General features: G+C 57.7%; 25 protein-coding genes and 1 tRNA gene. 13 read left to right on the plus strand and 13 right to left on the minus strand.

What is annotated here, in order from left to right:
* Positions 1–61: 61 nt before the first annotated feature.
* From plsC to CWM57_RS17830, 3 genes are all read left to right on the plus strand, one after another.
* Positions 62–799 carry a 1-acylglycerol-3-phosphate O-acyltransferase gene (gene plsC, locus CWM57_RS17820; RefSeq protein ID WP_061153300.1) on the plus strand — a complete coding sequence of 246 codons (738 nt, stop codon included), beginning with the start codon at positions 62–64 and terminating at the stop codon, positions 797–799.
* An 83-nt stretch (positions 800–882) separates the two neighbouring features.
* A complete protein-coding gene (gene ftsP / locus CWM57_RS17825) occupies positions 883–2,295 on the plus strand; it encodes a cell division protein FtsP (RefSeq protein WP_061153301.1) in 1,413 nt (470 codons plus the stop codon).
* Positions 2,296–2,328: 33 nt separating this feature from the next.
* Complete coding sequence (locus CWM57_RS17830) at positions 2,329–4,602, plus strand: YgiQ family radical SAM protein (RefSeq protein ID WP_162676924.1); 2,274 nt, start codon at positions 2,329–2,331, stop codon at positions 4,600–4,602.
* Between the two features lie 86 nt (positions 4,603–4,688).
* Here the strand turns inward: CWM57_RS17830 and dkgA are convergent, their stop codons facing one another.
* Entirely contained in the window at positions 4,689–5,516 is an 828-nt protein-coding gene (gene dkgA, locus CWM57_RS17835) for a 2,5-didehydrogluconate reductase DkgA (RefSeq protein ID WP_061153303.1), read from the minus strand.
* A gap of 145 nt (positions 5,517–5,661) precedes the next feature.
* Complete coding sequence (yqhD, locus tag CWM57_RS17840) at positions 5,662–6,825, minus strand: alcohol dehydrogenase (protein ID WP_074387578.1); 1,164 nt, start codon at positions 6,823–6,825, stop codon at positions 5,662–5,664.
* 196 nt (positions 6,826–7,021) lie between these two features.
* Between yqhD and CWM57_RS17845 the strand changes: the two genes are divergently transcribed.
* The gene (locus tag CWM57_RS17845; RefSeq protein ID WP_100631770.1) at positions 7,022–7,921 is read left to right on the plus strand and encodes an AraC family transcriptional regulator; all 900 of its coding nucleotides are present in this window, start codon (positions 7,022–7,024) and stop codon (positions 7,919–7,921) included.
* A gap of 48 nt (positions 7,922–7,969) precedes the next feature.
* Here the strand turns inward: CWM57_RS17845 and yghB are convergent, their stop codons facing one another.
* Together yghB and metC are read right to left on the minus strand one after the other, a co-directional pair.
* Positions 7,970–8,629, minus strand: coding sequence for a DedA family general envelope maintenance protein YghB (gene yghB / locus CWM57_RS17850; RefSeq protein ID WP_061153306.1), 660 nt, complete (start codon positions 8,627–8,629; stop codon positions 7,970–7,972).
* A 132-nt stretch (positions 8,630–8,761) separates the two neighbouring features.
* A complete protein-coding gene (gene metC / locus CWM57_RS17855; protein WP_074387580.1) occupies positions 8,762–9,949 on the minus strand; it encodes a cystathionine beta-lyase in 1,188 nt (395 codons plus the stop codon).
* Between the two features lie 250 nt (positions 9,950–10,199).
* Between metC and exbB the strand changes: the two genes are divergently transcribed.
* The 5 genes from exbB (at position 10,200) to CWM57_RS17885 (ending at position 13,373) form a co-directional block, all read left to right on the plus strand.
* Positions 10,200–10,931 (plus strand): tol-pal system-associated acyl-CoA thioesterase, encoded by a 732-nt coding sequence (exbB, locus tag CWM57_RS17865; protein WP_061153308.1) that lies wholly within the window; start codon positions 10,200–10,202, stop codon positions 10,929–10,931.
* A 6-nt stretch (positions 10,932–10,937) separates the two neighbouring features.
* Positions 10,938–11,363 carry a TonB system transport protein ExbD gene (gene exbD / locus CWM57_RS17870; RefSeq protein WP_002916785.1) on the plus strand — a complete coding sequence of 142 codons (426 nt, stop codon included), beginning with the start codon at positions 10,938–10,940 and terminating at the stop codon, positions 11,361–11,363.
* Between the two features lie 140 nt (positions 11,364–11,503).
* Positions 11,504–11,998 carry a TIGR00645 family protein gene (locus CWM57_RS17875; RefSeq protein ID WP_061153309.1) on the plus strand — a complete coding sequence of 165 codons (495 nt, stop codon included), beginning with the start codon at positions 11,504–11,506 and terminating at the stop codon, positions 11,996–11,998.
* Between the two features lie 122 nt (positions 11,999–12,120).
* Positions 12,121–13,008 (plus strand): YghX family hydrolase, encoded by an 888-nt coding sequence (gene yghX / locus CWM57_RS17880; protein ID WP_100676281.1) that lies wholly within the window; start codon positions 12,121–12,123, stop codon positions 13,006–13,008.
* A gap of 77 nt (positions 13,009–13,085) precedes the next feature.
* Positions 13,086–13,373 (plus strand): DUF2623 family protein, encoded by a 288-nt coding sequence (locus tag CWM57_RS17885; RefSeq protein WP_074387583.1) that lies wholly within the window; start codon positions 13,086–13,088, stop codon positions 13,371–13,373.
* Between the two features lie 72 nt (positions 13,374–13,445).
* Here the strand turns inward: CWM57_RS17885 and yghU are convergent, their stop codons facing one another.
* On the minus strand, positions 13,446–14,312 hold the full coding sequence (gene yghU / locus CWM57_RS17890) for a glutathione-dependent disulfide-bond oxidoreductase (protein ID WP_061153312.1): 867 nt from the start codon (positions 14,310–14,312) through the stop codon (positions 13,446–13,448).
* Between the two features lie 47 nt (positions 14,313–14,359).
* Positions 14,360–14,920: a DsbA family protein gene (locus CWM57_RS17895; RefSeq protein WP_004150918.1), complete on the minus strand. Its 561-nt coding sequence runs from the start codon at positions 14,918–14,920 to the stop codon at positions 14,360–14,362.
* Between the two features lie 20 nt (positions 14,921–14,940).
* Between CWM57_RS17895 and CWM57_RS27815 the strand changes: the two genes are divergently transcribed.
* From CWM57_RS27815 to CWM57_RS17905, 3 genes are all read left to right on the plus strand, one after another.
* Positions 14,941–15,063 (plus strand): hypothetical protein, encoded by a 123-nt coding sequence (locus tag CWM57_RS27815; RefSeq protein ID WP_046881918.1) that lies wholly within the window; start codon positions 14,941–14,943, stop codon positions 15,061–15,063.
* A 76-nt stretch (positions 15,064–15,139) separates the two neighbouring features.
* Entirely contained in the window at positions 15,140–17,005 is a 1,866-nt protein-coding gene (gss, locus tag CWM57_RS17900; RefSeq protein WP_100631773.1) for a bifunctional glutathionylspermidine amidase/synthase, read from the plus strand.
* 145 nt (positions 17,006–17,150) lie between these two features.
* Positions 17,151–18,332, plus strand: coding sequence for a PLP-dependent aminotransferase family protein (locus tag CWM57_RS17905; RefSeq protein ID WP_008806493.1), 1,182 nt, complete (start codon positions 17,151–17,153; stop codon positions 18,330–18,332).
* A gap of 196 nt (positions 18,333–18,528) precedes the next feature.
* Here CWM57_RS17905 and CWM57_RS17910 read toward each other — a convergent pair whose 3' ends face one another.
* From CWM57_RS17910 to CWM57_RS17920, 3 genes are all read right to left on the minus strand, one after another.
* On the minus strand, positions 18,529–18,717 hold the full coding sequence (locus CWM57_RS17910) for a hypothetical protein (protein WP_032733814.1): 189 nt from the start codon (positions 18,715–18,717) through the stop codon (positions 18,529–18,531).
* Positions 18,718–18,916: 199 nt separating this feature from the next.
* Positions 18,917–19,261: a hypothetical protein gene (locus CWM57_RS17915; protein ID WP_074387704.1), complete on the minus strand. Its 345-nt coding sequence runs from the start codon at positions 19,259–19,261 to the stop codon at positions 18,917–18,919.
* Positions 19,262–19,347: 86 nt separating this feature from the next.
* Positions 19,348–19,950 (minus strand): short chain dehydrogenase, encoded by a 603-nt coding sequence (locus CWM57_RS17920; RefSeq protein ID WP_074387585.1) that lies wholly within the window; start codon positions 19,948–19,950, stop codon positions 19,348–19,350.
* A gap of 97 nt (positions 19,951–20,047) precedes the next feature.
* Here CWM57_RS17920 and CWM57_RS17925 point away from each other — a divergent pair, with 97 nt between their 5' ends.
* The gene (locus CWM57_RS17925) at positions 20,048–20,959 is read left to right on the plus strand and encodes a LysR family transcriptional regulator (protein ID WP_061153316.1); all 912 of its coding nucleotides are present in this window, start codon (positions 20,048–20,050) and stop codon (positions 20,957–20,959) included.
* On the opposite strand, the gene CWM57_RS17930 is transcribed toward CWM57_RS17925, so the two are convergent.
* From CWM57_RS17930 to CWM57_RS17955, 4 genes are all read right to left on the minus strand, one after another.
* Positions 20,960–22,108: a trans-sulfuration enzyme family protein gene (locus CWM57_RS17930; RefSeq protein WP_100631774.1), complete on the minus strand. Its 1,149-nt coding sequence runs from the start codon at positions 22,106–22,108 to the stop codon at positions 20,960–20,962.
* A 10-nt stretch (positions 22,109–22,118) separates the two neighbouring features.
* Complete coding sequence (locus CWM57_RS17935) at positions 22,119–23,495, minus strand: pyridoxal-phosphate dependent enzyme (RefSeq protein ID WP_162676926.1); 1,377 nt, start codon at positions 23,493–23,495, stop codon at positions 22,119–22,121.
* A gap of 680 nt (positions 23,496–24,175) precedes the next feature.
* Positions 24,176–24,251 (minus strand) — tRNA-Phe (locus tag CWM57_RS17950).
* A gap of 105 nt (positions 24,252–24,356) precedes the next feature.
* Positions 24,357–25,070, minus strand: coding sequence for a DUF554 domain-containing protein (locus tag CWM57_RS17955; RefSeq protein ID WP_100631827.1), 714 nt, complete (start codon positions 25,068–25,070; stop codon positions 24,357–24,359).
* Positions 25,071–25,243 lie beyond the last annotated feature (173 nt).

Here is a 25,243-nt window from a genome sequence, read left to right on the forward strand (position 1 = left end):
GATGAGCCTGCCTTCTGTCAGCAGCGAATAATTCTAAGCGATTTGGGTTTTAGAGGTAGCTATGCTATTAATTTTTCGAGTAATTTTTGTGGTCATTTATTGCATCGTAGTGTGCATACTTGGCTGTTTGTACTGCTTGTTCAGCCCGCGTAATCCAAAACATGTCGCCACTTTCGGCCATCTGTTTGGCCGCCTATCTCCGGTATTTGGCCTGAAGGTAGAACTGCGTAAACCTGCCGATGCGGAAAGCTATGGCAACGCGATCTACATCGCTAACCACCAGAACAACTATGATATGGTGACGGCGTCGAACATCGTGCAGCCGCCGACGGTCACCGTGGGTAAAAAAAGCCTGCTGTGGATCCCGTTCTTTGGCCTGCTCTACTGGCTGACGGGCAACCTGCTGATTGACCGTAATAACCGAACCAAAGCGCATGGCACCATTGCTGAAGTGGTGAATGCGTTTAAAAAGCGTAAAATTTCGTTCTGGATGTTCCCGGAAGGAACCCGTAGCCGCGGCCGCGGCCTGCTGCCTTTTAAAACCGGTGCCTTCCACGCAGCGATTGCCGCCGGAGTGCCGATTATTCCGGTGTGTGTGTCCAACACATCGAACAAAATTAAGCTCAATCGCTGGAACAACGGTCTGGTGATTGTTGAGATGCTGCCGCCGGTGGATACCAGTCAGTTCGGTAAAGACAACGTGCGCGCGCTGGCGACGCATTGCCGCGAGCTGATGGCCGCCAAAATTGCTGAGCTGGACAACGAAGTGGCCGAGCGCGAAGCGGCTAAAAAGTCATAAGACAGGAAACGCCGCCAACGCGCGCGTATTGCTGGCGGGAAACGAATTCCCTTTTTCATTTGTCAGTATGTCATGGAGTTAATATGTCACTCAGTCGGCGTCAGTTTATTAAGGCTTCCGGCGTAGCGCTGTGCGCTGGCGCCGCGCCGCTGAAAGCCCATGCCGCCGGCCAGCAGCTCGCGCTGCCGGTTCCGCCGCTGCTGGAATCGCGTCGCGGTCAGCCGCTGTTTCTGACGCTGCAGCGTTCGCACTGGTCGTTTACGCCAGGCACTCGCGCCCCCGTCTGGGGGATCAATGGCCGCTACATGGGGCCGACGATCCGCGTCTGGAGCGGGGACGACGTCAAGCTTATCTACAGCAACCGTCTGACAGAGAATGTCGCGATGACCATCCGCGGCCTGCAGGTGCCTGGCCCGCTGATCGGCGGTGCGGCGCGCATGATGTCGCCGAACGCCGACTGGGCGCCGGTGCTGCCTATCCGCCAGAGCGCTGCTACCTTGTGGTATCAGGCCAACACGCCGAACCGGATGGCGAAGCAGGTGTACAACGGCCTGGCCGGCATGTGGCTGGTGGAAGATGAGGTCAGCAAGAACCTGCCAATCCCTAACCACTACGGCGTTGATGACTTCCCGGTGATTATTCAGGACAAGCGGCTGGATAACTTCGGCACGCCGGAATATAGCGAACCGGGGAGCGGCGGCTTCGTTGGCGATACGCTGCTGGTTAACGGCGTGCAGAGCCCGTATGTCGAAGTGTCGCGCGGCTGGGTGCGCCTGCGCCTGCTGAACGCCTCCAACTCCCGGCGCTATCAGCTGCAGATGAGCGATGGCCGACTGCTGCATGTGATTTCCGGCGACCAGGGGTTCCTGCCGGCGCCAGTCTCGCTCAAACAGCTGTCGCTGGGGCCAGGGGAACGGCGTGAAATTCTGATCGATATGACCAACGGCGATGAAGTGTCCATTACCTGTGGTGAAGCGGCCAGCATTGTCGACCGCATCCGCGGCTTTTTTGAACCGTCAAGTATCCTGGTCTCCACGCTGGTGCTGACCTTGCGGCCGACCGGGCTGCTGCCGCTGGTCACCGACAGCCTGCCGGTGCGCCTGCTGCCGACCGAACTGCTCTCCGGCACGCCGATCCGCAGCCGGGATATCACCCTCGGCGACGATCCGGGTATCAACGGCCAGCTGTGGGATCCGCAGCGTATCGATATCACGGCGCAACAGGGGACCTGGGAGCGCTGGACGGTGCGTGCCGACCGCCCGCAGTCGTTCCATATTGAAGGGGTGATGTTCCAGATCCGTAACGTCAATGGCTCGACGCCCTTCCCGGAAGACCGTGGCTGGAAGGATACCGTGTGGGTCGACGGGCAGGTTGAACTGCTGGTCTACTACGCCCAACCGTCGTGGTCGCACTTCCCGTTCCAGTATCTGAGCCAGACGCTGGAGCTTGCCGACCGCGGCTCGATTGGCCAGATGCTGGTGAATCCGGCGCCGTAATCTTCGCAACCCTGGCCGGAACACGGTCAGGGTTTGAGAAAATCCTCCTTCATTTCCACTATCATTCCGGCTTATAATCCACGCCCTTTTGGTTATTTTTTTATCATTTCCCCCGGAAGCAATATGAGCGCAATATCCCTGATCCAACCGGATCGTGACCTTTTTTCCTGGCCGCAATACTGGGCTGCCTGTTTTGGCCCTGCGCCATTTTTACCGATGTCGCGTGAAGAGATGGACCAACTTGGCTGGGATAGCTGCGACATTATTCTGGTGACCGGCGACGCCTACGTCGACCACCCGAGCTTCGGGATGGCCATCTGCGGCCGTATGCTGGAAGCGCAGGGTTTCCGGGTAGGGATCATTTCCCAGCCGGACTGGAACAGCAAAGAAGACTTTATGCGCCTGGGTAAGCCGAACCTGTTCTTCGGCGTGACGGCGGGCAATATGGACTCGATGATCAACCGCTACACCGCCGACCGTAAGCTGCGCCATGATGATGCTTACACCGCTGGCAACGTGGCGGGCAAGCGTCCGGATCGCGCCACCCTGGTCTACACCCAGCGCTGTAAAGAGGCGTGGAAAGACGTGCCGGTGATCCTCGGCGGCATCGAGGCCAGCCTGCGCCGTACCGCGCATTATGATTACTGGTCCGATACCGTGCGCCGCTCGGTGCTGGTGGACTCCAAGGCCGATATGCTGATGTTCGGTAACGGCGAGCGCCCGCTGGTGGAAGTCGCGCATCGCCTGGCGATGGGTGAATCCATCGACCAGATCCGCGATGTGCGCAATACCGCCATCATGGTGAAAGAGGCGCTGCCGGGCTGGAGCGGCGTCGATTCCACCCGCCTGGATACTCCGGGGAAAATCGACCCGATCCCGCATCCGTATGGTGAGGATCTGCCGTGCGCCGATAACAAGCCGGTTGCGCCGAAAAAGCAGGAAGCCAAAAGCATCACCGTGCAGCCGCCGCGGCCCAAACCGTGGGAAAAGACCTACGTGCTGCTGCCTTCCTTCGAGAAGGTGAAAGGCGATAAAGTCCTGTACGCTCACGCTTCGCGTATTCTGCACCACGAAACTAACCCCGGCTGCGCCCGGGCGCTGATGCAAAAGCATGGCGAACGCTATATCTGGATCAACCCGCCGGCAATCCCGCTCTCGACTGAAGAGATGGACAGCGTCTTCGCGCTGCCTTACAAGCGTGTGCCGCATCCTGCTTACGGCGACGCGCGTATCCCGGCGTACGAGATGATCCGTTTCTCGATCAACATCATGCGCGGCTGCTTCGGCGGCTGTTCGTTCTGCTCAATCACCGAGCACGAAGGGCGCATTATCCAGAGCCGTTCAGAAGACTCGATCATTAATGAAATCGAAGCCATTCGCGACACGGTGCCCGGCTTTACCGGGGTGATCTCCGATCTCGGCGGCCCAACGGCCAACATGTATATGCTGCGCTGTAAATCGCCACGCGCTGAGCAGACCTGCCGCCGTCTCTCCTGCGTCTACCCGGATATCTGCCCGCACATGGATACCAACCACGAGCCGACGATCAATCTTTACCGTCGCGCCCGTGAGCTGAAGGGCATCAAGAAGATCCTTATCGCCTCTGGCGTACGCTATGACATCGCGGTAGAAGATCCGCGCTATATCAAAGAGCTGGCAACCCACCATGTCGGTGGCTATCTGAAGATCGCTCCGGAGCATACCGAAGAGGGGCCGCTGTCGAAGATGATGAAGCCGGGGATGGGCAGCTACGACCGCTTTAAAGAGCTGTTTGATACCTATTCGAAGCAGGCGGGTAAAGAACAGTATCTGATCCCGTACTTTATCTCCGCCCACCCGGGAACGCGCGATGAAGATATGGTGAACCTGGCGCTGTGGCTGAAGAAACATCGCTTCCGTCTTGACCAGGTGCAGAACTTCTATCCGTCGCCGCTGGCGAACTCGACCACCATGTATTACACCGGCAAGAACCCGCTGGGTAAGATTGGCTATAAGAGCGAAGAGGTGGTGGTGCCGAAGGGCGAGAAACAGCGCCGTCTGCATAAAGCGCTGCTGCGCTACCACGATCCGGCAAACTGGCCGCTGATCCGTCAGGCGCTGGAGTCGATGGGCAAGAAGCACCTGATTGGCTCACGCCGCGACTGCCTGGTGCCAGCCCCGACGCTGGATGAGATGCGCGAAGCGCGTCGCCAGAACCGCCATACCCGCCCGGCACTGACCAAGCACACGCCAATTGTGCATCAGCGTTCTAACGGTGAAGCGACGGCGAAAAAGCCCGTCAAACGCGGTAAAGTCGCCGGGCGTTAAGCCTGACGTTGTGCCCGGTAGCGTTTTGCTGACCGGGCCGGTTGGAGAGCCGGACAGGCGTCAGCGCTATCCGGCTTTTTTACATGTTAGCCGCCAAACTGATCCGGATCGGGCCCTAAACGCTTGCCCTGGTCCAGCTTGGCGATTTCGCTGAGTTCGTCTTTGTCGAGACGGAAATCCCAGACGTTAAAGTTCTCGGCGATACGCGACGGCGTCACTGATTTCGGGATCACCACCAGACCGCTATCAAGATGCCAGCGGATGACGATCTGCGCCGGCGTTTTGCCGTATTTATCGGCGAGCTGGTGGATGACTTTCTGATCGAAAACCCCTTTACCGCCCTGGGCCAGCGGGCTCCAGGATTCGGTCTGGATCTTGTGGGTGGCGTTCCAGGCGTGCAGCTGACGCTGCTGCAGCAGCGGATGGAGCTCAATCTGGTTGATCGCCGGGGCGACGCCAGTTTCATCAATCAGCTTCTGCAGATGCGGGACCTGGAAATTACACACGCCGATACTTTTTGCCAGCCCCTGCTGTTGCAGTTCGATCAGCGCCTGCCAGGCCTCGACGTAATGGCCGATCGCCGGCACAGGCCAGTGGATTAAATAGAGATCCACATAGTCGAGCTTCAGCTTGCTGAGACTCTCTTTCAGCGCCTCGTGCGGCCGTTTTTGATCGTCGTTCCACAGTTTGGTGGTGATAAAGAGCTCATCGCGATTGACGCCTGCGCTGTGCAGCGCGTTGCCGACGCCAGCCTCATTTTGGTACGCGGCGGCGGTGTCAAAAGAGCGATAACCGACTTCCAGCGCCTTATGAATGGCAGAGACGACTTCCTCGTTGCCAGCTTTCCACACGCCGAGACCCAGCTGCGGCATCAGGTTGCCGTCGTGTAGTTTTATAACGGTTGGATGTGTCATGCCTTCCTCCTGTTAATGAACTCGGCGAGGCAGAATCCGCCGAGGGGTAGCATTAAGTCTGGACGAAATAGCTAAAAACGGTAGTAAAAACACCTCTCCCCGACGTTTGTTTAACGTAAGGAGAGGTGAATCAGGCGGGGATAAATTAGCGGGCTGCCTCGTAAATACGGCGGCTGACGTCCAGCGTGATATCCTGATGTTCGCCCAGTTTGGTCATGCCGTGCTCTTCCAGTTTCGCCAGCAGCGCCGGGATGGAGCTACCGTCGAGACCGTAATCGGAGAGACGGGTCGGCACACCCATCTGCTCGAAGAACTGGCGCGTCGCGGCGATGGCGGCATCAATACGTTGGTCGTCGGAACCCTCGGTGATATTCCACACGCGCTCGGCATACTGCAGCAGTTTCGCACGTTTGCTGTCGCGCTTCTCATTCCACAGCGCCGGCAGAACGATAGCCAGCGTCTGGGCGTGATCCAGGCCGTGCATCGCCGTCAGTTCGTGGCCGAGCATATGCGTCGCCCAGTCCTGCGGCACGCCTGCGCCGATAAGACCGTTCAGCGCCTGCGTCGCCGCCCACATAATATTGGCGCGCACATCGTAGTTCTCTGGCTCCTGCAGCGCTTTCGGGCCATCTTCCACCAGCGTCAGCAGAATGCCTTCGGCGAAACGGTCCTGAATTTTGCCGTCAACCGGGTAGGTGACGTACTGTTCAACGGTATGGACGAAGGCGTCAACCACGCCGTTGGCGACCTGGCGCGGCGGCAGAGTATAAGTGTAAACCGGATCGAGGATTGCGAACTGCGGCTGAACGTGCGAAGACATAAACGCGCGTTTGTCGCCGGTGGTTTTCCGCGAAATGACCGCCCCTTTGTTTGATTCAGAACCGGTCGCCGGCAGAGTCAGAACCGAACCCATTGGAATGGCGCTGGCGATCTTACTGCCATAAGTTTCCAGAATTTCCCACGGATCGATAGCGACGTCGTAATGGGCCGCCGCGGCGATGAACTTGGTGCCATCCAGGACTGAACCGCCGCCGACCGCCAGCAGGAAAGTGACCTTCTCTTCACGGGCGAGCTTCACGGCGTTCATCAGGGTTTCGTAAGACGGGTTCGGCTCGATGCCGCCAAATTCAAGGACATCCAGACCATTCAGGGCGGTGAGTACCTGATCCAGGACGCCCGTTTTTTTCACGCTGCCGCCGCCGTAGGTGATCAGTACGCGAGCCTCCGCCGGGATCTGTTCACGCAGCTTTTCAATCGCGCCTTTGCCAAACAGAATGCGGGTTGGGGTATGCAGGTCAAAATTATTCATTGCTAGTGTCCTCAAAAGAGTAAAACCGCCGACAGGGACGATACCGCTGCCAGATGACGGTTATTGTGGTCCTGGCACCGTTGACCCTCAATGCACATTTCTGCCGATGTCTTGCCTATTTCTCCATGTAGCTGGAGAATTCTCGCCAGCCTGCGCACAATGTACGGGTGAAGAAACATCGGGGGAGACGGTGGCAATGCAACATGCAGAGATATGCCAGATATTGACGGAGAAAGTTAACCAGCTGAAAGATAAGCACGAACTGTTAAGTTCGCTGCTGCCTGACGTCCGCCTGCTGTATGGGACGCAGCCGGGTACCCGGACGCCGGTGATGTACCTGCCGGGGATCGTTTTTCTCTTTTCCGGCCATAAAATTGGTTATATCAATGAACGGACATTTCGCTACGACACAAATGAATATTTGCTGCTGACCGTGCCGCTGCCCTTCGAGTGCGAAACCTTTGCGACCCCTGAGGTGCCCCTCGCCGGGATGCGTCTGAACGTCGATATCCTGCAGCTGCAGGAGCTGCTGATGGATATTGGCGAGGATCCGCTGTTTCAGCCCGCCGTCGCCTCCAGCGGAATAAATTCGGCAGTGCTTTCCGAAGATATTTTATGCGCTGCCGAACGGCTGCTCGACGTCATGGATCGTCCGCTGGACGCGCGCATTCTTGGCAAGCAGATTATCCGTGAAATCCTCTACTATGTGCTGACGGGCCCCTGCGGCGGCGCACTGCTGGCGCTGGTCAGTCGGCAGACCCACTTCAGTTTGATAAGCCGCGTGCTGAAACATATTGAGAGCCAGTACACTGAAAACCTGAGCGTCGATCAGCTGGCGGCGGAAGCGAATATGAGCGTGTCAGCGTTTCACCATAATTTTAAATCAGTGACCAGTACCTCACCGCTGCAGTATCTGAAAACCTACCGTTTGCACAAGGCGCGCATGCTGATGATCCATGACGGCATGAAGGCCAGCGCGGCGGCGATGCGGGTGGGGTATGAAAGCCCTTCGCAGTTCAGCCGTGAGTTTAAGCGCTACTTCGGTATGACGCCCGGGGAAGATGCTGCACGTATTCGCACGATGCAGGGCGTGTAATATCGGGAGGGCAGGCCGGGCGGGCGCAGGCCCCCCGGCAGGTGGCCGTCAGGCGCTGCAGTATTTCTTTTTGATAACCACGAACAGCGTGCCGAGCAGGCCCGCGAGCAGCAGGACAATCGGCAGGATCATCAGGCAGGTCATCACCTGATCTTCATGGCGCTTCACAAACGGGATCATGCTCAGCGCATAGCCAAGACCGGTGACCACGCCAACCCACAGCAGGGCGCTCAGCCAGTTGAAGAACTGAAAGCGGCGGTTCGGCAGGCCGGAAATCCCCGCCATGGTTGGCAGCAGAGTGCGGACAAACGCCAGAAAGCGGCCAGCGAGCAGCGCCAGCAGACCGTGGCGATCAAACATACAGGTGGCGCGCTGATGGTACTTATGCGGCAGATGCGCCAGCCAGCCTTTCACCGTTTGCGTATTGCCCAGCCAGCGCCCCTGCACATAGCTCAGCCAGCAGCCGAGGCTGGCGGCGGCGGTCAGAATGGCGATAGTGGGCACAAAGTCCATGACGCCTTTAGCAATCAGCGCGCCGGCGAGCAGCAGCAGGCTGTCTCCCGGTAAAAAGGACGCGGGCAGCAGCCCGTTTTCCAGAAACAGGGTGGCGAACATAACCAGATATACAACGCCCACAACGTGAGGGTTCGCCAATGCGGCAAAATCATGTTGCCACAGCGCGGCGACAATCTCTTGAATGACAACCATGGACTTTCCTAAGTGGTACCGTATTGTTGACTAGTGTACTCCTGAAGAGACCCGAGCACCTTGATCCCGGGCGCAACAAAAGCGGCCGCTTCGATAAAAAAACGTCCGCCATTGTTGCCACTGACTGTCACTTTACACGATACGCGCGAAGCCCGCTGCTAAATCCGCCTGCAGATCGTCAACATTTTCGAGACCAATGTGCAGGCGGATCAGCGTGCCGCTGAAATCCACTTCAGCCTCCGGCCGAATATGGGCGATTTGCTCCGGCTGATTGGCCAGAATGAGCGATTCAAAGCCGCCCCACGAGTAGGCCATGCTGAACAGGCTGAAATTGTCGAGGTATTCGGCCAGCTCGGCGTCGCTAAGACGTTTGTTGAGCACAAACGAGAACAGACCGCTGCTGCCGGTGAAGTCGCGCTTCCAGAATTCATGGCCTTTACTGCCGGGCAGGGCGGGGTGGTTTACCCGCGCCACCTGCGGATGTTGCGCCAGCCACTCAGCGATGCGCAGGCTGCTTTCATGGTGCTGACGCAGGCGCACGCCCAGGGTGCGCAGACCGCGGCTGGTCATATAGGCGGTATCGGCGTCCAGCATTTGCCCCATCAGGTAGGCATTCTCACGCAGCTGCGCCCAGCAGCGCGCATTCGCCACCGCGGTGCCGACCATGCCGTCTGAGTGGCCGATCAGGTATTTGGTGGCCGCCTGAATGGAAATGTCGATGCCAAAATCCAGCGCTTTAAACAGGATCCCCGCCGCCCAGGTGTTATCGATCATGATAATCGCTTCCGGGGCGACTTTACGCACGGCGGCGACAATCGCAGGCACATCATGCACTTCCATGGTGATGGAACCGGGCGATTCAAGGAACACCACGCGGGTCTCCGGCCGAATAAGATGGGCAATATCGGCGCCGATGAGGGGATCGAACCAGCTGGTGGTGACGCCGAGTTTAGCGAGAATTTTGGTACAAAAATCCTGGCTTGGCTCATAGGCGGTATTGGTCATCAGCACATGGTCGCCCTGCTCGACAAACGCCAGGATGGTGTTGGCCACCGCGGCCGCGCCGCAGGGGAAGAGGGCGCAGCCGGCACCGCCTTCCAGCTCGCACATCGCTTCCTGCAGCGAGAAGTGAGTCAGGGTGCCGCGGCGTCCGTAGAACAGCTCGCCGTTGGCCCGGTTGCGGGTGGCGTGTTTTTTGGCTTCTACGGTGTCGAAAACCAGCGATGAAGCGCGCTGGATCACACTGTTCACTGAGCCCTGAGTATATTTTTTGCTCCGCCCGGCGTTGACCAGCGCGGTATCAAGATGTTTATCAGCCATGTTGATGAACCTGTTTTTATACGTCTGGACGTCTAAACTAGCATGAATCTTCTTTTCTGTACCAGCGCGGCGCCGATACAGGCGAAAATTTTACCAGGCCCGCGGTAAGCCGCTTTTTTACTGCGTGAGCGCAAGGAAAATAAACGTGATTTGCTGCACAGTGTAAATACTAATGAGAACCACTATCAATTCGATGTCGTTTTGATATTATTGTGGGCAGATTTTGTGATTATCGTCGTGGAGATAGAGCGTGGGTAATAATTTGATGCAGGCGGATCTCTCCGTTTGGGGTATGTATCATCATGCCGATATTGTCGTTAAGGTGGTGATGATTGGCCTGATTCTGGCGTCGGTCGTCACCTGGGCCATCTTTTTCGGCAAGGGGGCGGAAATCCTCGCCAGCAAGCGCCGCCTCAAACGTGAACAGCAGCAGCTGGCAGAAGCCCGCTCTCTCGATCAGGCCAGCGATATCGCCAGCGCCTTTGAAGCGAAAAGCCTGACCACCCAGCTTATCAATGAAGCGCAGAACGAACTTGAACTCTCCGCCGGTGCAGAAGACAACGAAGGCATCAAGGAACGAACCGGTTTCCGCCTTGAGCGTCGCGTCGCGGCCGTCGGTCGCCATATGGGGCGCGGCAACGGTTATCTGGCCACCATCGGCGCCATTTCGCCGTTCGTGGGGCTGTTTGGTACCGTCTGGGGCATCATGAACAGCTTTATCGGTATCGCCCAGACGCAGACCACCAACCTTGCGGTGGTAGCCCCGGGCATCGCGGAAGCGCTGCTGGCGACGGCCATCGGCCTGTTCGCCGCCATCCCGGCGGTAGTCATCTATAACATCTTCGCCCGCATGATCGGCAGCTATAAGGCCTCGCTCGGCGACATCGCCGCTCAGGTGCTGCTGCTGCAAAGTCGCGACCTGGACCTCAGCGCCAGCGGCGTGAAGCCGGTGCGCAGCGCGCAGAAATTACGGGTAGGTTGATCGGCTATGGCGATGCGTCTTAATGAAAATCTGGACGATAACGGCGAAATGCATGAGATCAACGTGACGCCGTTTATCGACGTCATGCTGGTTCTGCTGATTATCTTTATGGTGGCTGCGCCGCTGGCGACGGTTGACGTAAAGGTGAATCTGCCGGCCTCTTCCAGCCAGCCGCAACCGCGACCGGAAAAACCTATCTACCTGTCGGTGAAGGCGGATAAGAGCATGTTCCTCGGCAACGACCCAGTGACCGAAGCGAATATGATTAACGCTCTGGATAGCCTGACTGCCGGCAAAAAAGATACCACCGTCTTCTTCCGCGCGGATAAAACCGTCGATTATGAGACGATGATGAAAGTGATGGATACCCTGCATCAGGCGGGATATCTCAAGATCGGGCTGGTGGGCGAAGAGACCGTCAAAGCCAAATAATCCGATGACGCTTCTGAAAGGCTGGCCACGCGCCGGCCTTTTTTTATGGCCGTTTGTCGGCGACGTGTTGGCCTGGCGTTGCCATCACGTTATCTGTCTGAGATATAATGTCGCTTCTTTTTGTTAACTAACAGGATTATATGGAACGCTTTCTGGAAAACGCTATGTACGCTTCGCGCTGGCTGCTGGCACCGGTTTATTTTGGCCTTTCGCTGGGGCTGGTTGCGCTGACCATCAAATTTTTTCAGGAGATCGTCCACGTTCTGCCGCATATCTTCAGCGTCAGCGAGTCGGAATTGATCCTGACGCTGCTGTCGCTGGTGGACATGACCCTGGTGGGTGGCCTGCTGGTGATGGTGATGTTCTCGGGCTATGAAAATTTCGTGTCGCAGCTGGATATCAATGAAGGGAAAGAGAAGCTGAGCTGGCTCGGTAAAATGGATGCCACCTCCCTGAAGAATAAAGTCGCGGCGTCAATTGTGGCGATCTCATCTATCCACCTGCTGCGGGTGTTTATGGATGCGAAAAACGTGCCGGACAACAAGCTGATGTGGTACGTGATTATCCACCTGACCTTCGTCCTTTCGGCCTTTGTGATGGGCTATCTCGATCGTCTGAACAAAGTGAAACACTGATCTCTTCTCTCCCGGCGGTGTTAGCCGCTGGGCTTTTTTCTCCCCCGTTTCTGCTTCTCTGCGCTGGCGTATGTCCGGGCTTCTGCTTTGCTTAAAGGGCGCTTAACAACGGAGGCAGGGTGATGACGCGATTAACGGCCAAAGATTTCCCGCAGCAGCTGCTCGAGTATTATGACTACTATGCCCACGGCAAAATCAGCAAACGCGAGTTTCTCCAGCTGGCGGGGAAATATACTGTCGGCGGGATGACCGCGCTGGCGCTGTTTAATCTGCTGAAGCCCGACTATGCCCTGGCAGAGCAGGTACTGTTCACCGATCCGGATATCCGTCCGGAGTATATTCATTATCCCTCTCCTGACGGCCACGGCGAAGTGCGGGCTTACCTGGTGACGCCGACGAAAATAGCCGACAAAGCGCCCGCCGTTGTGGTGGTACATGAGAACCGAGGCCTGAATCCCTACATTGAAGACGTAGCCCGGCGGGTAGCGAAAGCGGGATATATCGCGCTGGCGCCTGATGGCCTGAGCTCCGTCGGCGGCTATCCGGGGAATGATGATGAAGGCCGCGCGCTCCAGCAGAAAGTCGATCCCGTGAAGCTGATGAATGATTTTTTTGCGGCGGTCTCGTTTATGGCGAAGCATCCACAGGCGACGGGGAAGGTCGGTATCACCGGTTTTTGTTACGGCGGCGGCGTCAGCAACGCGGCGGCGGTGGCGATCCCGGAGCTAGCCTGCGCGGTGCCGTTTTACGGCCGCCAGCCGCCGCTGAAGGAGGTCGATAAAATTAAAGCGCCGCTGCTGCTGCACTATGCCGGCCTCGATAGCGGCATTAATGAAGGCTGGCCCGCCTATGAACAGGCGTTGAAGGAACACCATAAAATCTACGAGGCCTATCTCTATCAGGGCGTGAATCACGGCTTTCATAATGATTCCACGCCGCGCTACGATCGGGCTGCGGCTGATCTGGCCTGGCAACGCACGCTGGCATGGTTTGAGAAGTATTTACACTAGCGCAAACGACATAAATAGCGCTACCGCTCGCTCAAAAAAACGCTATATAATTTATTATATAACGATTAGGGGGCGCGATGGAAAATCATTTTGGAAAAGGCTTAATGGCGGGGCTACAGGCATCCTATGCTGACACCGCCGCGCATGCGGCGAATTTTTGCGCCGACTATAAACGCGGGTTTGTGCTCGGCTATTCGCACCGCATGTTTGAAAAAACCGGCGACCGCCAGCTCAGCGCGTGGGAGGCGGGGATCCTGACCCGTCGCTATGGCCTTGACAGAGATATGGTGATGGATTTCTTCAAAGAAGGGGATTCGGGTATGGCGATGCGCTATTTTCTGGCGGGGTATCGGCTGGAAAGCTAAACAGGACGGCTTCGCAGGCGGAGCCGTCCTGTGGTGTGTGCCTTTTCCCGTCAGCGGGAAAGGGTAAAGACCTTACGCCTGGCGCTTATCTTCCGTTTGGGTGTCAAAGTCGCGGGCGTCGTGGCGCTCATGCAGCTGCTCATTGAGCGGGCCGTTGGTGCGGTTGACGATGCGTCCGCGCTTGACGGCCGGACGGTTGCCGACATCCTGCGCCCAGCGCAGCACGTTTTTATAGCTCCCGGCGTCGAGGAACTCCGCCGCGTTATAAACATTGCCCAGCACCACGTTGCCATACCACGGCCAGATAGCCATATCGGCGATGGTGTACTCCTCTCCAGCCACATAGCGACCACGGGCGAGCTGTTTGTCCAGCACGTCGAGCTGGCGTTTGGCTTCCATCGTAAAGCGGTCGATCGCGTACTCGATCTTCACCGGCGCATAGTTATAGAAGTGGCCGAAGCCGCCGCCGAGGAACGGCGCCGCGCCCTGCAGCCAGAACAGCCAGTTGAGGGTTTCGGTGCGACCGGCAGGATCTTTCGGCAGGAAGAAGCCAAATTTTTCCGCCAGATAGAGAAGAATGTTGCCGGACTCAAATACCCGGGTCGGCGGCGTGGTGGAGTGGTCGCTGAGGGCTGGGATTTTCGAGTTCGGGTTGATGTCGACAAAGCCGCTGGAAAACTGATCGCCTTCGCCGATGCGTATCAGCCAGGCGTCGTATTCCGCGCCGCTGACGCCCAGCGCCAGCAGCTCTTCCAGCATGATGGTCACCTTCTGGCCGTTGGGTGTACCGAGTGAGTATAGCTGGAGCGGATGGGTGCCGACCGGCAGGACGCGTTCATGGGTCGCGCCGGAAACGGGACGGTTGATATTGGCGAACGCGCCGCCGCTGTTTTGCTTCCATTCCCACACTTTTGGTGGCTGGTAGTTTTGCTCTGACATGCTGGTTTGCCTTTTTCGTGGATGTACAAAAAGTGTAGCAGGTGACCTCAGGCCATAATGCGCGCGGCCCACACGCTGACATCATCGCCGCTGCCCAGATCCGGCTGCACCAGGCCATTGACCATAAAGGTCGGCGAGACGTGGATGCCGTTCTGACGGGCGTATTTACTGTGCCACTTGATCACGTCCTGCAGCTCCGGGCGGGCAAAGGCGGCCCCCAGCAGCACGTGACTGTAACGTTCAATGCGTTCAATGATTTGCTGCGGCGTGGCGTTCATGTTCGGCCCGCTGCAGTGATCGGTAAACTCAAACTCTTCCCGATGGTCGGCCACGGCCTGCATCACCTTATGCGCCTGCTCTCTACCGTGCGGCAGGGTGGACGCGGCGAGGATGCAGCGGACGATAACCCCGGAGAACAGATGCCACGGCTGCGACTGCAGGCGTATCTTGATGGTGACGTTATCGGCACCGACCTCATCAAGCAGGTCGTCGAGTTTATTAAACGCGCGGACAGAGTAGGGGCAGGTGGGCTCAAGGAACACCTCAAACGTCCGCGGGCCGTGTCCCCAGACCAGCGGTTGGGCATTCAGATGCGAGGGTGTGCTCATTGTCGACTCCTGATGTTGCGTTGTTTTTTTGTTATATCACCGATAACGATATCACTTTTGCTTCCGGCTGCAGGGTTATTTTCCTTAACGGCACGATTAGCGAAACGAATGAGTGGTATCATCGTTACACCTCTGTCTGGTAAGTGCCTGCGGCAGGATAAGAAGAGGGAGTTTTGTTTCGCCAACTGCCCGGGCTGCATTAATTTGAGGTCAGGCTAAATGAGCAAAGGATCGACAAGCAGTGACGCCCCGTTTGGGACATTGTTAGGCTACGCGCCCGGCGGCGTGGCGATTTATTCATCGAATTACAGTAGCTTAAATCCGCAAGACTATCCGGATGACGCAACGTTTCGCAGCTACATCGATAATGAGTATATGGGACATAAATGGCAGTGCGTCGAGTTTGCACGCCGCTTTCTGTTCCTGACCTACGGGTTTGTCTTTACCGATGTGGGGATGGCGTATGAAATCTTCTCCCTGCGTTTCCTGCGTGAAGTGGTCAATGACAACATTCTGCCGCTGCAGGCCTTCGCCAACGGTTCCCGCCGTCCGCCCATCGCCGGTTCGTTACTGATCTGGCAGAAGGGAGGCGAGTTTAAGCACACCGGCCACGTCGCGGTGATCACCCAGCTTGTCGGCAATAAAGTGCGTATCGCCGAGCAGAACGTCATTCACTCGCCGCTGCCGCAGGGCCAGCAGTGGACCCGCGAGCTGACCCTCGAGGTCAACGCCGGCCGGTACACCATCAAAGATACCTTTACCGATACCGAAATTTTAGGCTGGATGATCCAGACCGCCGATACCGAACACAGCCTGCCGCAGCCGGTGCTGCCTGGCGAGGCGATGGCGATCAAAGGCGCGCGGCTGCCGAACAACGGCCAGTTCCGCGGCAAATGGCTGAACGAGAAAGATCCGCTGCAAAAAGCCTACGTGGCGGCCAACGGCCATTTCATCAACCAGGATCCCTACCAGTATTTCACCATCAGCGAAAGCGCCGAACAGGAGCTGATCAAAGCGACTAACGAGCTGCACCTGATGTATCTGCACGCCACCGATAAGGTGATGAAGGATGATAACCTGCTGGCGCTGTTTGATATCCCGAAAATCCTCTGGCCGCGTCTGCGTCTCTCCTGGCAGCGCCGTCGTCATCATATGATCACCGGGCGCATGGATTTCTGCATGGACGAGCGCGGGCTGAAGGTGTACGAGTACAATGCCGACTCCGCCTCCTGCCATACCGAAGGCGGGCTGATCCTTGAGCAATGGCTGAAGCAGGGCTACTACGGCACCGGCCACAATCCGGCGGAAGGTCTGCTCGATGAGCTGGCGGGGGCGTGGAAACACAGCCGGGCGCGGCCCTTCGTCCACATCATGCAGGACAAGGATCTGGAAGAGAATTACCACGCGAAATTTATCCAGCGTTCGCTGACCCAGGCCGGTTTTGAGAGCAAAATTCTCTTTGGCCTTGATGAGCTGCGCTGGGACGCTGCCGGCCAGCTGATTGACGCTGACGGGCGGCTGGTCAACTGCGTCTGGAAAACCTGGGCATGGGAAACCGCCATTGAGCAGGTGCGCGAAGTCAGCGCCGATGAGTACGCGGCGGTGCCGATTCGTACCGGACATCCGCAGAATGAGGTGCGGCTGATTGACGTCCTGCTGCGTCCTGAAGTATTGGTATTCGAACCCCTGTGGACGGTGATCCCGGGCAACAAAGCGATTCTGCCTGTGCTGTGGTCGCTGTTCCCGCATCATCGCTATCTGCTGGATACCGATTTTGTGGTTAACGAGGAGCTGGCGAAAACCGGCTACGCGGTTAAGCCCATTTCCGGACGTTGCGGGAACAATATCGATTTGATCGGTCCTCAGGATGAGGTTCTGGATAAGACCAGCGGCCAGTTTGTCGATCGAAAGAATATCTACCAGCAGCTGTGGTGCTTGCCGAAAGTCGACGGTAAGTACATTCAGGTGTGCACGTTTACCGTTGGCGGTAACTACGGCGGTACCTGTCTGCGCGGCGATTCGTCGCTGGTGGTGAAAAAAGAGAGCGATATCGAGCCGTTAATCGTTTTGAAAGACAAAGCATGACGTGCGAAACCCGGGTAGCGGCATACCCCTGTCCGGGTGACAACGTACAGAAAAGGATAGCCCCGGCATGGTCAGCGCCGCCGGGGAACACCTGCAACGAAGCGAAGATAATTAACACAACAACAAGACAGAAAAGGAAAATAGTATGCACGATCGGCGTCTCGCCGCCCGCGCGGGTGAACTCAAGCCCTCCGCCGTCCGCGAACTTCTCAAGCACAGTAAACTGCCCGGCGTGATCTCGCTTGGCGGCGGCATTCCGGCCCCGGAACTGTTTGATACCGAAGGCCTGGAGCTGGCGGTGCAGAAGGTGATGAGCGAACGTTTTCATGACGCATTCCAGTACGGTCTGACGGAGGGCTACCCGCCGCTACGTCAGGCGGTGAGTGAAATCTGTCACTCCCGTGGCGTGACCTGTTCTCCCGCTCAGGTCTATATCACCTCCGGCTCGCAGCAATCGCTGGATATCGTTGCTCGTACGCTGCTCGATCCAGGTGACACTATCGTCGTTGAACGTCCCACCTATCTGGCGGCGCTGCAGGTGTTTCAGCTGGCGCAGGCCAATATTCTCAGTGTCGACACCGATGATGACGGGATGCTGGTGGAGCAACTGGCCGACCTGCTGGAGACCACCCGCGTCAAAGCCGTTTATCTGGTGCCGACGTTCGGCAACCCCGGCGGCAAAACGCTGAGCGAGACGCGTCGTCGTCGCCTGGTTGAGCTGGCGAAAAAATATGACTTCGTCATTCTGGAAGACGATCCCTATGGCGAAATTAGCTTCACTGACGCCGTTCGACGCCCGCTCTATCAGCACGCGGTTGAGCTGGGCTGTGAAGATCAGGTGGTCTACACCTCGACCTTTTCGAAGATCCTCGCGCCGGGGATGCGCATAGGCTGGGTCGTGATGCCGGACTGGCTGGCGCAGCAGACGGTGATCGTGAAGCAGGCGGCGGATCTGCATACCAATATGCTGTCGCAGGTGATTACCGCGGAGTACCTCGGCATGAACCGGCTGGAGAACCAGATCGCGTTGATTCGCGAAGACTACCGCAAGAAGTGTGTGGCGCTGGCCGACGCGCTGGAAAGCCGCCTTGGCGAGCACCTGGAATTCAGCCGCCCGCAGGGTGGCATGTTCCTGTGGGCGCGTTTCCGCTATCCGTTCGATACCATGGAATGGATGAAGAAAACGCTGGAAAACGGCGTGGTCTACGTTCCTGGCGAAGCGTTCTATCACGATAAGCCGGATACCCGTACTCTGCGTCTCTCCTACTCCACGGTGTCAGAGGCCGGGTTGCTGACGGCCGTAGAGCGGCTGGCGGCCTCCCTGTAACGACTCTGCTGTGCGCCGCTTAACGACGGCGCACAGCCCTTCGCGACGAGAGCGGGAGGAACTGACGTTAGCGTCCAGCCCCAGGATCAATCTGTTTCGGCGATCCGGTCATCCAGCCAGACCAGCATCAGCGATGCGAGAAAAGCAACCGCAAAGGTGCCAATAAACAACCACATAAACGTCCCTCGCGGGTTAATTATTTTTCTGAGTTTACCGGAGAGCGATCGTTTCGGTCGGAGATGGAGATTTTTGTCCCAGCAGAATGGCTGGCGAGAGAGAAAAAGTCATCGGCATCAATATCGAAGTTGAGAATAATTTCTCTGTATTTCCCACCGTTAATCAACGCTTTGGCTTCTTTAATACTACTGGCAATAATGACTGGCATCAGTTTTATCTCATTTTGAAAACTGAGAAGCAAAATAAGAGTTAGTTCGTACCAGATCAACTACTTTTTATAGTATGTCGCTGCAGAAAAAAACGTCATATCGCGGCCCCGCAAGGGCGGGGTGTTTTGTGGCAGTCATCTGGTCATCAACAGCACAATCTCATTCGACGCTGAAGATATACTGCGATTTCGCCCCCCGTCAGGATGATTTTCCCTGCTGTTTTTCGCGCAATATCTCGCCACAGCGCTGCCGATCTTCGCCCAATATTTGCTGCTCCTGTGCGCTGAGCTGGTGCCAGGTGTCCAGCATCCGCTGCCCCAGCGCCGGCAGGTAATGGGTTTTATGCAACGCATAGTCAGAATTTCCCCCTTCGACGATATTTTGCATATCGTGGAGGAACTGGCGGCTGTCGTCATGATCGATCATGCAAAAGACTGCCCGGTAGTAGGCTTCTTCATCTGCGGTGTAATGCGGGGTGAACCACCAGACCAGCAGCGCGATAAGCGCTAAAAGCGGGATAATAAAAGGTAATTTTTTCAACATCAGTTTTTCGGCCGGAGACAATCAGCGGTAAGTGTACCTGCAATGACGGCCTGATGTAAGCGCCGGCCCCGGCGGGCCGGCACAGGCTAGTAGCCAACCGGGTAGATGCGGCCGGTCTGAACGCCTTCAATGCTGCGACGATAGGCCTGCGCCACGGCGGCAGCGGGGACGCTGGCAAAGCCCGGGAAAAAGTCGCCGTAGGCCGCCAGCGACTCGCTGAGTACGGTGGGGCTAATGAGATTGATGCGGATCCCGCGCGGCAGTTCGCAGGCGGCGGCGCGCACAAAGCCTTCCAGACCGGCGTTGACCGTCGTGGCATTGACCCCCTGAGCAATGGGCTCCTGGGCGACAATACCGCTGACCAGGGTAATCGACCCGCCGTCACGCAGGAAATGCTGCCCGATCAGCGCCAGGCGAATTTGCCCCAACAGCTTGTCCTGCAGCCCGAGGTTGAACTGGCTGTCGGTCATGGTGCTTAACGGCCCAAAGTGCAGATTGCCGGTGGTGGAGACAATCGCATCTACTTCGCCCGTTTGGGCAAACAGCGCCTGGACGCTCTCCTGCGAGGTGATATCCACCTGATAATCCCCCCGGGTGCGACCGACGCGAATAACTTCATGTCTCAGGCTCAGCTCTTCGCTGACCGCGCGACCGATGGTGCCGCTGGCACCGATAACGATAATTTTCATGGCTGTCTCCTGATGAGGTGAGAGGCTATTCTTTAATAAAACGAATATCGGATAAACTGGCTAAAAGTTAGAACATTACTAACCAGAGGTTAGCAATATGGATAAGTTACGAGGGATGGAGACGTTTATTGCCGTGGTGGAGTGCGGTAGCTTTACCGGGGCGGCGTCGCGCCTGGGGCTGTCGGCGGTGATGGTCGGGAAATATATCGCCCAGCTGGAAAGCCAGCTGGCGACACGTCTGCTGGAGCGTAACACCCGACGCCAGAGCCTCACCGACGCCGGGCGGGTCTATTTTGATGAAGCGAAACGGGTGATGGAGCAGGTTTCTATCGCCGAAAGCGCGGTCGAGCGGCTGCGGCTGGCGCCCGCCGGCACTCTGCGGGTGAGCGCCCCCACCTCGTTTGGCGCCAGCGTGATCGCGCCCCTGACCGCCACCTTCCTGCAGGCCTGGCCTGCGGTCCGGGTGGAACTGGATCTGACTAACCGGATGGTCGATCTGGTGGATGAGGGGGTCGATCTGGCGATCCGCATTGGCGAGATCCATCAGGAGGATCTGGTGGCCCGCTATCTGGCGCCGTATCGGATGGTGATCTGCGCCGCGCCGGCTTATCTGGCGCGTTACGGGACCCCCGGGACGCCGGAGGATCTCGCCGATCATCTCTGCCTGTCCCATACGGTCTGGACCGCCCGCAACGAGTGGCGGCTGCCGGGCATGGAGGGGGAAGTGCGCTGGAAACGCGATGCGATTTTACGCTGCAATGATGGTTACGCGCTGCGCCAGGCGGCGATCGCCGGGGCCGGGCTGCTGATGCAGCCGGAGGTGCTACTGGCCGATGCGCTGGCCAGCGGCAGCCTGGTGCGGGTGCTGGAGGCTTGGACCCCGCAGCCGAGACCCGTGCATCTGCTCTGGCGCCAGGATCGTCGGCCCCTGCCGAAGCTGACGCAGTTTATCGCCCACCTTCAGCAGGGAATGGCCGACGCGCTGACCCCGAGCCGCGCGTCGGAATAATCACTCTTCCCGCAGCGCCTGCTGCCAGTCGGCAATCAGATCGTTGGGATCTTCGATCCCCACCGACAGGCGGATCAACTGCGGCGTGATGCCGTTCGCCAGACGTTTCTCCAGCGGGATCGAGGCATGGGTCATGCTGAAGGGCTGGCTCACCAGACTCTCCACGCCGCCCAGGCTCTCCGCAAGCGTAAACCAGCGCAGCTTGCTGATGATGCGCTCGGCGTAACCATCATCGCCCTTCACCACCACCGAAATCATGCCGCCGGGCAGCGCCATTTGCTGGCGCGCCAACTGATGATGCGGGTGCGAGGCCAGCCAGGGGAACCAGACTCGCTCCACTTCCGGCTGCTGTTCCAGCCATTCGGCGAGCTGCAGCGCGTTCGCGCTGTGGCGCTCCATCCGCAGCGCCAGGGTACGGATACCACGTAGCGTCAGGAAGCTGCTGAACGGGTCGAGTACACCGCCTACCGCATTCTGCAGATAGCCAAGCTTTTCCGCGAGCTCGGAGTTATCGCCAACCACCGCCAGGCCGGCGACGACATCGGAATGGCCGTTGAGGTACTTGGTCGCGGAGTGCACCACAATATCAAATCCATGCTCCAGCGGGCGATGGATCGCCGGCGAGGCGAAGGTGTTATCGGCGACGCTGATCAGGTTATGGCGTCGCGCGATGGCGGCGATGGCGCTGAGATCCGCCAGCTTCAGCAGCGGGTTGGTGGGCGTTTCCACCCAGATCATGCGCGTATCGGGGCGGATCGCCGCCTCAATCCCCTTCAGGTCGTCGGGTTTCACCCAGCTCACCTGCAGACCAGCGCTACGGCGGCGAACGTTTTCCAGCAGGCGGTAAGTGCCGCCATACACATCATCGACCGCCACCAGGTGACTGTCCTTATCCAGCAGCTCCAGCACGGTGGAGATGGCGGCCAGCCCGGAGGCGAACGCGTAGCCGCGCGTGCCGTTTTCCAGGTCGGCGATCGCCGTCTCCAGCGCGTGGCGGGTAGGGTTCCCACTGCGGGAATATTCATAGCCGGTATGCTGCCCCGGCGCCGGCTGAGCAAAAGTGGAGGTAGCATAAATCGGCGGCATCACTGCGCCGTGGCTGTCGGTGAAGGTTCCGCTATGTACGCTCAGGGTGTGGATAGATGACATAAAAAATTCCTTATTGTGCAAGTCGGTTACGCCAGGCGGTCAGTACATCGCTACGGGTGACCAGACCAAGAAAACGTGCGTTATCTGTGATCACCGCTACCAGGCCGCGATCGAAAATGGCCTGCAGCGCGCTCTCGGGCGCCTGCTTATCGAGGGTTTCAACATGGCGGCTCATCGCTTCGCTGACCGGCAGGGAGAAGCGTTGGCGATCGCCCTGTACGTGGCGGATCAAATCCCACTCATCGACGATGCCAACGACGCGACCATCCTGCAGCACCGGCAGTTGGGAGATGTCATACAACCGCATGCGGGCAAAGACCGCGGCCAGGGTGTCGTCCGGCGCGGCGGTGACGGTGGCGCCTTCATCATGACGCAGGGCGATAAAATCACTGAGATCGCCCTGTTCGGGTCGGGCGATCAGTCCTTGCTGGCGCATCCAGTCGTCGTTGAACATTTTTGACAGGTATTTATTGCCGCTATCGCAGGCGAAGGTCACCACCCGTTTCGGACGGCTTTGTGCCCGGCAGTAGCGCAGCGCGGCACTGAGCAAGGTGCCGGTGGAGGAGCCGGCCAGCACGCCCTCGACCTGCAGCAGCTGACGCGCAGTCTGGAACGCTTCGCGGTCGCTGACGCGATACGCGGTATGCACCCCCTCCAGCCTGGCCAGCGGCGGGATAAAATCTTCGCCGATCCCTTCGACCAGCCAGGATCCCGTTTCGCCATAGCGACCGGTATCAACCTGATCGGCAAGGATCGAACCCGCCGGATCGGCGAGAATAAATTCCGTTTTTGGCGAGTGTTCAGCAAACCAGGCCTGAAGCCCGCCCAGCGTGCCGCCGGAGCCGACGCCGACAACGACGGCGTCAATGTCGCCCTCCAGCTGCTGATAAAGCTCCGGCGCAGTGGAGGTGGCATGGGCCAGCGGATTGGCGTCGTTATTAAACTGGTCGATATAAAAGGCGCCCGGCGTTTCATCGGCAAGGCGGCGGGCATAATCCTGATAATAGGCCGGGTGGCCTTTATTGACGTCGGAACGGGTGAGCAGCACCGTCGCGCCCAGCGCCCGCAGGTGAAAGATTTTCTCGCGGCTCATTTTGTCCGGCACCACCAGGATCAGCCGGTAATTTTTCTGCGCCGCGATCAGCGCCAGCCCGAGGCCGGTGTTGCCGGCGGTGGCTTCGATTATCGTTCCTCCGGGCGCCAGTTTTCCCTGGCGCTCGGCTTCATTAATCATCGACAGCGCAACCCGGTCTTTAATTGATCCACCCGGGTTCTGATTTTCCAGTTTTAAAAACAGACTGCAGGGGCCGGTATCCAGTTTGTGCAACTGGAGCAGGGGAGTATGACCGATCAGGTCGCTCACGGAATGAAACAGTGACATAACCATTTACCCACTCGTTTAAGATATTTTTGCATGGTAGAGCTGTGAAAACGGTAATTTAAAGAACATTTCTCTGTCTTTTAGCGTCAAATGGAATATAAGATGCTATTTGGCCATCTGGAGGGAAAGCAGGGTAGCCACCTGGGCGGATCGATTTCCAGAAAAGGGCGTTTTTAGCCGCTTTTAGCGATAAAATGGCGATTTGAATCAGCGTGTTATCTGATATCTGAAAATGTATTTTCGAAAAGATTCTATGGGGAACAGGCCTTAATGGCACAGAGGATACGGCGTGGTAGAAACCCACGGATAGAGGGCGCAGAAAAGCAAAAACCCGCCTTTTGGGCGGGTTCTTTAAATAGTGGTGCCCGGACTCGGACTAACGCCGCAGGCGTTGAACAGCGCGCGTGTCGCGCTGGCCCCGAAGGGGTGTGCCGCTGTGCGGCGAATAATCGAACGTAGTTCGATGGAGAGTCCGGATGCAGAAAAGCAAAAACCCGCCTTTTGGGCGGGTTCTTTAAATAGTGGTGCCCGGACTCGGACTAACGCCGCAGGCGTTGAACAGCGCGCTTGTCGCGTTGGCCCCGAAGGGGTGAGCCGCTGTGCGGCGAATAATCGAACGCAGTTCGATGGAGAGTCCGGTCGCAGAAAAGCAAAAACCCAGCCATAGGCTGGGTTCTCTGAATAAGTGGTGCCCGGACTCGGAATCGAACCAAGGACACGGGGATTTTCAATCCCCTGCTCTACCGACTGAGCTATCCGGGCAACGGGGCGCATTAAACCGTAATCGCCGCGCCTCGTCAACGAAATTTATCTGTTTTGCAGCAGACTGAACAATCTATCACCACATTGCGCTAAAAGCACGCGTCTTCAGGCAAAAAACAGCGTCCAGGCCGCTGAAATTGGCATCGCCAGCACCAGCGCAGGCAGCATATTCACCACGGCAAACATTTTTATCCCGCAGATGCGCAGCCCGGTGGCCACCAGCAGCATACCGCCGACGGCGCTGAAATCCGCCAGCATCATCGGCGTGGTGAGCGGCATAATAATCGCCGCGCAGGCTGCAAGAGTCAGCTGGATGAGCAGCATCGGCACGCTGATGGCGGCGACGGCAATGCCCAGGGTGCAGGCGAAAATGGTGGCGGTGAAAAAGTCGAGAAACGCTTTGGCAATCAGAATGCTGGCGTCGCCAGTCATCCCTTCGCGCATGGCGCCGAAGACGCCGGTGCCGCTGGCGCAGAACAGGACGATAATCGCCACATAGCTCTGAATATAAGAGTCATGAGCCGAGGCCTTTTTCTTGCCTTTCGCTGACATCAACTGCTGGAGCTTACTGACCAGCGTATTGATGCCTTTTTCCATATTGCATATTTCGCCGAGCAGCGTCCCCACCAGGGTCGACAGCACCATCACCGGCAGATTGGCGCACTTAATGACCAGTAAAATGCCGATGCCTAATGATGCCAGGCCAAAAATTGAGGTCATTGATGTGCGGATCCGTTCCGGCAACCGTTGACTGAGCAAGGCGCCCAGCACACCGCCGACCAGCACCGCGCTGGCGTTAATAAAAGGTCCTGTAACCACGCTGACTCCTGTTAAATATCCCTGATAACCGCATTATTATGACGTTAACCCGCCGCGAAAGCTTGTGTATCCGTGATATAAGTGCATACGGTTTTCATCTTGCGCCTGTTCGGGAAAGGTGCCATGATTGCGCGAATTTTCTCCTCCCTGATATGAGGCCGCCGATGACGACA

The sequence above is a fragment of the Klebsiella sp. G-Nf4 genome (genome assembly GCF_002810615.1).
Taxonomy (GTDB): Bacteria; Pseudomonadota; Gammaproteobacteria; order Enterobacterales; family Enterobacteriaceae; genus Klebsiella; species Klebsiella variicola.